The sequence below is a fragment of the Prosthecobacter sp. genome (assembly GCF_044378005.1).
Lineage (GTDB): Bacteria > Verrucomicrobiota > Verrucomicrobiia > Verrucomicrobiales > Verrucomicrobiaceae > Prosthecobacter.
Map to the genome: position 1 here is coordinate 1 of NZ_JBILYB010000192.1, position 9,094 is coordinate 9,094.

The following is a 9,094-nucleotide window of genomic DNA, read 5'->3' on the forward strand; positions in this document are numbered from 1 at the left end:
GGGATTGCCGTGGCTCCAATGCGCGGGCAGTTGGGAGTCGAGTTGCTGGAGCGTGGGGGGCGTGAACTCAGCCAGCTCACCGCCATGACGCACGAGGGCATCGGTGGCGAGCGCGCCGGGTCCGCCAGCATTCGTGACGATGGCGAGCCGTGGTCCGCTGGGCAAAGGCTGCTTGGACAGCACCTCGGCCATGTCGAAGAGTTGCTCGATGGTGTCCACCCGCAGCACACCGGCGCGCTCGAAGGCGGCATCGAGCACGTCATCGCTGCCGGTCATCGCGCCGGTGTGGGAGGAGGCGGCGCGTGCGGCGGCGGCAGTGCGGCCCACTTTGATGGCAATGATGGGTTTCTTTGCCGCGACACAGCGTGCGGCCTCCATGAAGGCGGCGGCATCGCCCACGGACTCCATATACAAAACGATGCTCTCCGTGGCTGGGTCATCGCCGAAGTGGCGGATGAGATCGCCCCAGCCGACATCGAGCATGGAGCCGACAGAGACAAAGGCGCTGAAGCCCACGCGCTGGCGGAAACTCCAGTCGAGGATGGCCGTGCAAAGCGCGCCGCTTTGACTCAGGAAGGCCACGCGTCCGGGCTGCGCCATGGCAGTGGCAAAGGTGGCGTTCAGCCCCGTGTGTGGCGCCATGAGGCCGAGGCAGTTCGGGCCAATGAGGCGCACGCCGCTGCGTCGAGCTTCCTCCAGCACACGTTGTTCGAGTTCGACTCCGGCGGCTCCGGTTTCCTTAAATCCGGCTGAGATGATGATGGCCGCACGCACCCCGCAGGTGGCGCATTCGCGGATGATCTCCGGCATGGTGACCGCCGGTGTGGCGATCACCGCGAGATCCACGGGCAAACCGATGGCGCTCAAACTTGGCCAAGTGCGATAGCCGAGCACTTGGTCATGCTTCGCATTGATGGGGTAAAGCTCACCCGCAAAGGCGATGAGGTTTTCCATCAAAGCCCGCCCGACACTGCCCGCGCGCTCCGTGGCTCCGATCAAGGCGATGGAATGCGGCGCGAAGAAAGGCTGCAAAGGTGAATTGCTCTCAGGCAACGAACAGGTGGCAAGTGGAGCGGTGGGCATAGTACCAGTCTGCGCACGCTGGACGACACAAGCCAAGCCGAGTTTGGGGAAAAGCCCGCTCATCGTGCGGATGCCTCCTGGCTCCAAGATCAAAACACATCGGCGGCATGGAGTGACCATGCCGCCGAAGCTTGAAACCACTTCTTCCCGAAGTGCTTACTTCATCAGTTCAGCCAGCTTCGGGCTGATGGCATCGGCCCAGATCTGGTAGCCAGCAGCGGAGAGGTGGAGGAAGTCGGGCATGACTTCTTTGGTGAGGGCACCGTCTGGCTGCGGGAACTTGGAACCGATGTCGAGGAAGTGGATGTTCTTCCCATCGTCAAGTTTGGCGATGATGGCGTTGACCTGCTTGAGCTTGTCGTTGGGGGCTCCGAGCTTGCCGGTGGGCCTGTCGCCGCGCGGGAAGACGGCGAGGAGAAGGATCTTGGCCTGAGGCTGCTTGGCACGAATGGTTTCGACAATGACGGTGACGCCTTTGGCGATGCCTTCCGCCGTGTCGGTGGCCACATTGTTCGTGCCGATCATGAGCACGGCTGCCTTGGGCTTGATACCATCCAGCTCGCCGTTTTGAATACGCCAGAGGACGTGCTGGGTGCGGTCACCTCCAATACCGAAGTTGGCAGGCGTGTACTGGCCGAAAGCCTTGTCCCAGATGGCTTTCTGGCTGCCCCAGCCTTGCGTGATCGAGTCACCGAGGAAGACGAGCTGTGCTTTACCCTCCTGGGCAATTTTCACGAAGCGCTCATGTGCGGCGGCAAAGCCAGGGTTCACCTTGCCATCAGGGCCGAACTTCTGTGCGGCGACATCAGGGGCCTGGGGCGGCAGTTTCACCGCAGGCACTGCGGGTTTCGCAGGTGCCGGAGTCTGTGCCTGAACAAAGGCGGTGGCGATGAGGAAAAGGGAGGCGGTAGCGAGGGTGGTGAATTTCATGGGCGCGAAGTTTGATAAGAGGCGCGTGCGCTGACAATCACAAACTCGCTGGTCTCAACTTCTCTCCAAGGTGGTCAGAACATCCTCATGTCGTGCGTTTCATGCGCCCATGAAATTTATCCCACTCCTCTTCATTGTTCTTTGCGGCAGCCTCCAGGCTGCGGATGTCGCGTCTCTCAAAGCCCTCGGTGCCAAGGTCACGGAGACTGCCGGAGTCGTCACGCAGGTGAATGTGAAGTGTGATGCCTTCACCGAGGCGGATTTCCGCACGCTCGGCAGTTTCACGACGATCAAAGACCTCACGATCAGCGGCAAAACGATCACGGATGATACTCTCGCGTTGCTCACCGGACTCACCGAACTCGAACGACTGAGCAGCGATGGCGTTCAGCTCACGGACGCGGGCTACCAGCACTTCGTCGCATTTCAAAAGCTCAAGTCGCTGTCGTTCTTCCATCCCGCCTTCCGCTCGGAGAAGTTCACCGGCATTGGCCTCGCGCAGTTGAAGGCACTGCCGAAGCTGGAGCGCCTTACCTTTGCCGGATCAACGGCGGGCGATGCCGCGATGGAAGCCATCGGCCAGCTCACACAGCTCAAGGAATTCCGCACCTGGCACACAGCGCAGACGCAGGCAGGGAACGCGCATCTGATCAAGCTCACGAACCTCACCGGCCTGCGCATGGGCCAGCGCCTCCCAAGCTGGGGCAAGGACTCGCCGATCAGCTTCGATGAATCGACGATGGCCACACTGGCCCAGATCAAGACGCTCGAATCCCTCGAACTCACCGAAGCCCGTCTGAGCGCGAAGATCATTCCGCACCTGAAGGCGCTGCCAAAGCTGACCAAGCTCAAGATCGAGACCGTGGACATCTCCGCCGCGGACGTGGAGGCGATCCAAGCCGCGCTGCCGAACTGCAAAGTGGACTTCAAACCCATGAGCGAGGCGGATAAAGAAGCCACGCTCACGAAGAAGCTGCGACTTTAAAAGTCAGCCAGTCTCTCCCGATAGACCTTTCTCGCATGTTCATACGCCGCCACGGCATCGGCGTGCTCTTTCGGGTCGATGAGCGCTTCCTTCTGCGACCAGCATTGATCCACGCCTTTGAGGCACCACTCGAGGCTGCGTTTCTCACGGATGGGCTTGTCATCCACGATGATGAAAATGGGATTCGTGTGTGAACTCGCGCGGATGCGCAGCGCGACCCAGCAGCTCTTTTCGATGGGCACATCGAAGGCCAAATCACGCGACGTGCCATCGGCGGCGATGGTTTGTTTCTGCACTGACACGCCATTCACGAGTACCTCGACGGGCACCTCTCTTGTGCTGCCGATGCGGGCGCGCTCGATGTCCCAAAAGGGCTTCTGGCCAGCGGGCGCGTTTTGGATGTCGGGGCGCGGCTGCTCATCGAGCCGCGCCGCAACTTTGGCGCTGAGCTTGATCGTGGCGGGCCTCGCGAGCTTGAGTTCGCTGCCGTTCACACCGAGTTCGAGATCGTTCGCCTTGAACTCCATGAGGTGGCTTTTGCCATCGCTGACATAGGCGCGACCCGAGCGGATGCCCTCGCACCAGGCGTCGTAGCTGAGCCGTCCATCGAGCTTCACATAGGCGCGGCCCAGGCCCACGCGCTCGCCGTAGATGCAGGGGAAGTCGGTCTCGCCGCTGATGCGCGTACGGAAGCCGGCGTTGAGCGTGTGATACCAGATGTTCAGCTCCCAGGTGTGCGGCGTATCCACCATCGACATGAAGTCCACGGCAGGCACGGGCTTGCCATTCGGCCCCTCGACCATGTGCGTGACATCGACAATGTACTCGCAGGCACCGATGCCGTTGAATGGCGGCACGATGTAGTTCGGCAGTTCATCGGTGGCGCTTGGCAGGCCGAGTTTGTATTGCTGGCCGCGTGCGGGATCGCTTTCCGCCAGCGGCTGCAAGCCCCAGCCGCTGTGCGCAGGGCCGGTGAGCGCGCCTTGCTTCTTCGCCCACTTCAGCGTGTTCAGGCAAAGCGTGGGCCAGTGCGCGGTCGAATCACCGCCGGGATACATCTGCTCTTTGAGCTTCAGCAGGCAAAGGTGGCCGCTTTTGTGCGAACCAAATCCGCTGACCTCGACATCGTAGCGGATCAGGAAGGGATGGCGCGACTCCTTGTCTTCCGTGCCGGTGAAGAACTGCTTTTGATAATCAAAGCATGGTCCCCAGGTGAGGTTCGCGCCGATCTTGAGATCCTCGCCCATGCAATGCCGCGCCATGTCCGGCGCGTGGACGCCCATCGTCGGCTGCGAGTAGTGCGCGCAGCCCGCCGCATGGATGTGATGATCCCCACTCCACCAGCCTAGCTTTGAGGGATCGACCCAGCGCTTGACTTGAAAACTCAGCGTCGTGTCTTTGCCAGAGATGGTCACCTTACGCGACTCCGCGATGGATTCCGGCCCGCGACGAAAGGTGACATCATACTCGCCATCCGGCAGCCGCAGCGATTCGCCATTGGCTCGATACACCTGCGGGTGGAAGAAGAAGTCCGGTGCCACACGCTTGACCTGAGATGGATAAACCCGCCCGGCGGCATCTTTGATCAGCAGCTCGGCCACGCAGGGCATACCGTCTTCATCCACGATGCTCAGCTTCACAACCCGCGCTAGCTGGCAATCAAAGAGCAGGCTCACCTCATTGCGAAAGCCGAGATCCTGCGTGCCCTGGCCGGTGTCGAAGCTGAAGGTCGCATCCCGTTTCCCCGCATCGCGGCTGTAGAGTTGGATGATCCGATACTCGACCGCGAGCCCGCTCAAATTCACCCGCATCGGCTCCGCTTCAAACATCTGCAAATCCAGCCATCGCGTCGAGAGCGCCGGTTCGCCGGGGTCTTTCGGTTTCACATTCGGCACCACCGGCGGCGAGCCTTTCACATACGCTTCCTTGGCCTGCGGACTGCCCGCCAAGAGCTTTGCGGTCACACCCGCTTCATTCTCTACCCGCACGAGATACTGCCGCCAACCCGCCTCATCGAGCACCGGCTTCGCCGCACCCGCCGCCACCTTCACCCGCTGCTCCGGCGTGATGGTGACGTGGAAGAGCGCATGAGCATCCAGCATCGACTGCACCTTAGAAACCGCCGCCGCATCACTCGCGCGGATACCGTCCTTCAGCGTCGCGATCTCCTCCGCACTGAACGGCGTGCCGAGGAAGCTCGTCGCATCAATGAGCCTTTGCGTCGCCGCGAGGAAAGGCTGCGGCTCGACATCCGCCCCCAAGGACCAACTCATCATTCCGAGGTATGTCACGAGAAGACGCTGTGCATTCATGCCACACAGAACGCACTGAAGGTCAGCATGCTTGCCGGAAGCCAACCCGACAAGTCCAGGCCGAGATCTCGCTGGCACCTTCTCAAGTCATGTACAACCCATGTCCGCATGATGTCCTCTTCACGACGTGATATGCTCGCCATGCTCAGTGGCGCTGGTTTTGGAATGTTGAATGGCAGGCATAGCCATGCCGCTGATGGGACCGCCTTTGTCGATGCATCCTCCTGGAAAAAGCATGGCGAGTTGTTTCGCCATCAAGGAGAGCCAGCGAATGCCTGGGTGCAGAATTTCACCAGCACCGTGGAGCCGCTAGATGACGACCGCTGGCGCGTGTGGACGAGTGTTTCAGGGCCAAAGGGCGTGGCGAAGAATATCGGCTATCACGAAGGCAAGGTCGGCGGCGAGTGGAGACGCACGCTAGCCGTCTGCACGCCTGGCGAGCCGGACAAAACCGCGCCTCTGGCCATCGGTGGACTTCCGGAAGGCTGGGAGCCAGTGCAGGTCGTCACGCTGCGTCTGAAGGATGGCCGCACACGACTTTACTTCTGGGCGCATGGCGAAGGCGTGGTGCGCTATCTGGCTGCGGACAGTGTGGACGGTCGCGCATTCAATGTCTTGAATGCCGCCACGCCTTGCCTTTATCACGCGAGTGATCGCACGGTGGATGGCAAGGCGGCGGCGGAGATCGGATTGACGAAGCTGGCAAGTCGCAAGGCCAAACCGGTCGATGGCGAGGCTCTGGCACCCGCGCAACTGATCACCAATGACGCGACGAACGTGTATCAGCTTCCCGACGGCAGTTTCGAGCTCTACACCGTGGCGCTCATCAGCGTGAGCAAGGACGATCCGCGCTACGCCGCCAATGATAACATCCCCGGCTTGGTCCGCGTGATTGATCGCTTCATCAGCGCCGACGGCCTCACCTGGGGCAATCGCCAGCGCGTCATCACGCCGGATGCGGATGATCCGCGCGATTTGCAGTTCTACTACCTCTCCGTCACGCACTCGGAGCGCGGTCGCATCGGCCTGCTCGGCCATTACCGGCTGGATGCTCAGACCATCGACTTCGAGCCCTGCTTCTCCACCGACGGTATCACCTGGCAGCGACCGCATCGCAAAGCATGGATCACCCGCGACACTCCCGGCACCACCGCCGCGAGCTACCTCCTCCACGCCCCGCACGCCCTGGTGCAGCGCAACGGCCTCTGGCACCTCTTCTACACCGGCGGCAACTTCGCCCACAATCACCGCCACACCCACGGCCCCACCGAAACCCGCGCGATCATGCTGGCGACTTGTGAGAGGCTGTGAGCTTTCGCGAAGAGTGTGAATGGGCGCTTTGATCAAACGAACCTTTGGTTGAAGGCACTCATGTGCCTTTCATCGTGAGCGGCCCCGCCGCCACAGGCAGCCAGCCGCGTGATGCTATCTTTGCTGCACAGGATCGTTGCGATGAAACCATGGAGCGCCTGTGCGGCGTGCGCACGGACATCTGCAAAAGCTTCGCGGCCTAAATCTTCATTGATCACGTTGATTCCACTCTCGCCAGAGCCATCGAAAGGAAAAAGATGAAGCTGAGCATTTGAGCGCGTTGATTTGCCTGCCATGATCCGCCACACCGTCGTCTTTCGTCTCAAGCATGAGCCCGGCTCTGAAGCCGAGCGTGACTTCCTCCGCGCCGCCTGCGAACTCGCGAAAATCGAGGGCGTGCAGAGGTTCGAGTGCCTGCGCCAGACCAGCCCGAAGAACGACTTCACCTTTGGCCTCTCGATGGAGTTCACCGACAGCACCGCCTACGCATGCTACAGCAATCATCCTGACCACTGCGCCTTCGTTCAGCATCGCTGGATTCCTGAGGTCACTGAGTTCATGGAGATCGATTACGAACCTCCCCCCCCTTGAAGTTAGTGAACTAAAGGTTCGATTCCTGGCGCGCGCACCGGTTTGGAAAAATCACCGCCGCCCGTGATTGAAATCGACGGGCTTGATCAGGGGCTTCGCACCTTGGTTTTGCTCGATGATAGCGTTCGTGCAGCTTGGATCGACAACGATGGCCACAGGCTTCTTTTGAAAGGAGTTGCCGCTGAATTGGATGTCGTGGCCATTGGGGGCAAAGGTGACAGCTTCCTCAGGTGCAGAGTCACCAAGAATGAAAATGTTGTCCTTCACAATGACGGGGCCGTAAGTGGCACCGGGTTCATAGAGCGTGAAGTAAAGTTCGGGGAACTGGCCGGGTTTCGCGGTTTGGAAGGCGATGCGGCCACGGCGCATGTCAGGCTCGTTTTTGGTCGTGTTGTTGACGAAGACGTTGCCGGTCATGATGAAATTGACCGGCTGATTGATCCACGCTCCACGCCCGCCGTTGCGGAAGGTGTTGCCGGTCATGGTGACGTCCGTGCAGCTTTTCTCGACGCTGATGACGCGGCTGCCATTCGTGCCATCGACGAGATTGCCGGTGATGGTGGCGTTCTGGCAGAACTCGGCCAAAAAGAACGCGCCCATGCGGCTGCCGAGGATGTGGTTGTTCGCAAAGACGATGTTTCGGCAGCGCTGGATGTGCATCGTGTCGCCAATAGCGCTGAGCTGACAGCCGGTGACACGCACGTCGCGTGCGCCGACGATGTCAAAGGCACCTTTGCCCGGTCCGCTGCCGGTGGGTGCGTAGGCGGCGAGGTAGGTGGCCTGGATGTTGAAGGCTAACGAGCCGCTGCCATCCTTCTCGAAGCGAATCGGCGCTCCGCCGGGTTTTTCGGCGATTTGGATGTGCGTGGGCGTGGACTCGACCACGAAGTATTGCAGGCCGCGGACGATGTTTTTCGGCAAATCGGCTCCCAGGAAGGTGATCGCTTCTTTCGGCTCATCAGTGAGGCTCACGGCGAGAGGGCGGTTGGTGTTATCGAATTTGACGACGTCGCCGCTGAAGGTTGCCTCACGCACGAGGTCGGTGCGGAAGTATTTCTTCGCCCTCTCGACCTCCCAAGGCTCGTAGGCCTCGGGGAAAGTCACGATCTGCCACAGGTAGCCGTAGTCCCACATGAACTTCCCGCTGCGCAGAAGCGTGCAGCTTTCGAGCGCGACACGCTCGGCATAGTGCTCCACCTCGCTCTCGCTGCTCCTGCCATACTTCCCATGCACCCCGATGACCGCAGCGGCCATGCCGTTCGACTTCACCTCGCGAAATAGGATGTCATGCGTGCCACCCGCGACGGAGGTGGTGATCTCGATGCCCTTCGTGTTCGCATTCGGTTCCCATGAATTTTCCTTCTGCGCCGGATCAAACACATGCCCGATGAACTCGCCGCCATGCCAGGCAAAGTGTGCAATGTTTTCCCCGGCAAAAAGCACCACGCGAGCCTGATCCGGCAGCGTCTCCGGCAGGATGAAGCGTGCGCCGTGCGCCATGACCGTCGTGTTCGAGCGCAGCGAAATCGGCTTCGAGCCGTCGAGATGGTAATCACCTGATGGAATCGTCACGACGCCGTCTTTGGCGAGCAGGGCGCTGAGTTTGGCCGAGTCATCGGCAAAGGAGGCGGTGACGGAAAGAAGGAAGAGAGCGAGCAGAGGCTTCATGCGCCGATCATAACGAGCCCCGCCAGCCAAACTCCACGACAAAGAGTGTGCGGAATGCGTCAGGCCCGGTTCATCAAGCCAGCACGCCTTTCACGATCTCGCCATGAATGTCCGTGAGCCGATAGTCGCGGCCTTGGAAGCGGTAGGTGAGGCGGGTGTGATCGAGGCCGAGGAGGTGGAGGGCGGTGGCGTTGAGGTCGTGGATGTGCACGGG

9 protein-coding genes are annotated in these 9,094 nt (G+C 60.8%); 4 read left to right on the forward strand and 5 right to left on the reverse strand.

Features of this window, described 5'->3' with window-relative positions; translation table 11 throughout:
* Both AC6FTP_RS23710 and AC6FTP_RS23715 read right to left on the reverse strand, forming a co-directional pair.
* Positions 1-1,083 (reverse strand): acetate--CoA ligase family protein (locus tag AC6FTP_RS23710; protein ID WP_497209385.1); only part of this gene is annotated, 1,083 nt, incomplete at its 3' end.
* 156 nt (positions 1,084-1,239) lie between these two features.
* Complete coding sequence (locus tag AC6FTP_RS23715; protein WP_497209386.1) at positions 1,240-2,013, reverse strand: platelet-activating factor acetylhydrolase IB subunit; 774 nt, start codon at positions 2,011-2,013, stop codon at positions 1,240-1,242.
* A gap of 109 nt (positions 2,014-2,122) precedes the next feature.
* On the opposite strand from AC6FTP_RS23715, the gene AC6FTP_RS23720 reads away from it, so the two are divergent.
* Entirely contained in the window at positions 2,123-2,998 is an 876-nt protein-coding gene (locus AC6FTP_RS23720) for a leucine-rich repeat domain-containing protein (protein ID WP_497209387.1), read from the forward strand.
* Here AC6FTP_RS23720 and AC6FTP_RS23725 read toward each other — a convergent pair.
* Positions 2,995-5,289 carry a CehA/McbA family metallohydrolase gene (locus tag AC6FTP_RS23725; protein WP_497209388.1) on the reverse strand — a complete coding sequence of 765 codons (2,295 nt, stop codon included), beginning with the start codon at positions 5,287-5,289 and terminating at the stop codon, positions 2,995-2,997. The genes AC6FTP_RS23720 and AC6FTP_RS23725 overlap by 4 nt on opposite strands.
* A gap of 129 nt (positions 5,290-5,418) precedes the next feature.
* Between AC6FTP_RS23725 and AC6FTP_RS23730 the strand changes: the two genes are divergently transcribed.
* From AC6FTP_RS23730 to AC6FTP_RS23740, 3 genes are all read left to right on the forward strand, one after another.
* Entirely contained in the window at positions 5,419-6,621 is a 1,203-nt protein-coding gene (locus tag AC6FTP_RS23730; protein WP_497209389.1) for a hypothetical protein, read from the forward strand.
* A gap of 44 nt (positions 6,622-6,665) precedes the next feature.
* The gene (locus AC6FTP_RS23735; protein ID WP_497209390.1) at positions 6,666-6,824 is read left to right on the forward strand and encodes a hypothetical protein; all 159 of its coding nucleotides are present in this window, start codon (positions 6,666-6,668) and stop codon (positions 6,822-6,824) included.
* A gap of 91 nt (positions 6,825-6,915) precedes the next feature.
* Positions 6,916-7,212: a Dabb family protein gene (locus tag AC6FTP_RS23740; RefSeq protein ID WP_497209391.1), complete on the forward strand. Its 297-nt coding sequence runs from the start codon at positions 6,916-6,918 to the stop codon at positions 7,210-7,212.
* Between the two features lie 51 nt (positions 7,213-7,263).
* Here AC6FTP_RS23740 and AC6FTP_RS23745 read toward each other — a convergent pair whose 3' ends face one another.
* Positions 7,264-8,880 carry a right-handed parallel beta-helix repeat-containing protein gene (locus AC6FTP_RS23745; protein ID WP_497209392.1) on the reverse strand — a complete coding sequence of 539 codons (1,617 nt, stop codon included), beginning with the start codon at positions 8,878-8,880 and terminating at the stop codon, positions 7,264-7,266.
* A 73-nt stretch (positions 8,881-8,953) separates the two neighbouring features.
* Positions 8,954-9,094, reverse strand: a 141-nt coding sequence (locus AC6FTP_RS23750; RefSeq protein WP_497209393.1) for a DUF1501 domain-containing protein, incomplete at its 5' end; no start/stop codon positions are given.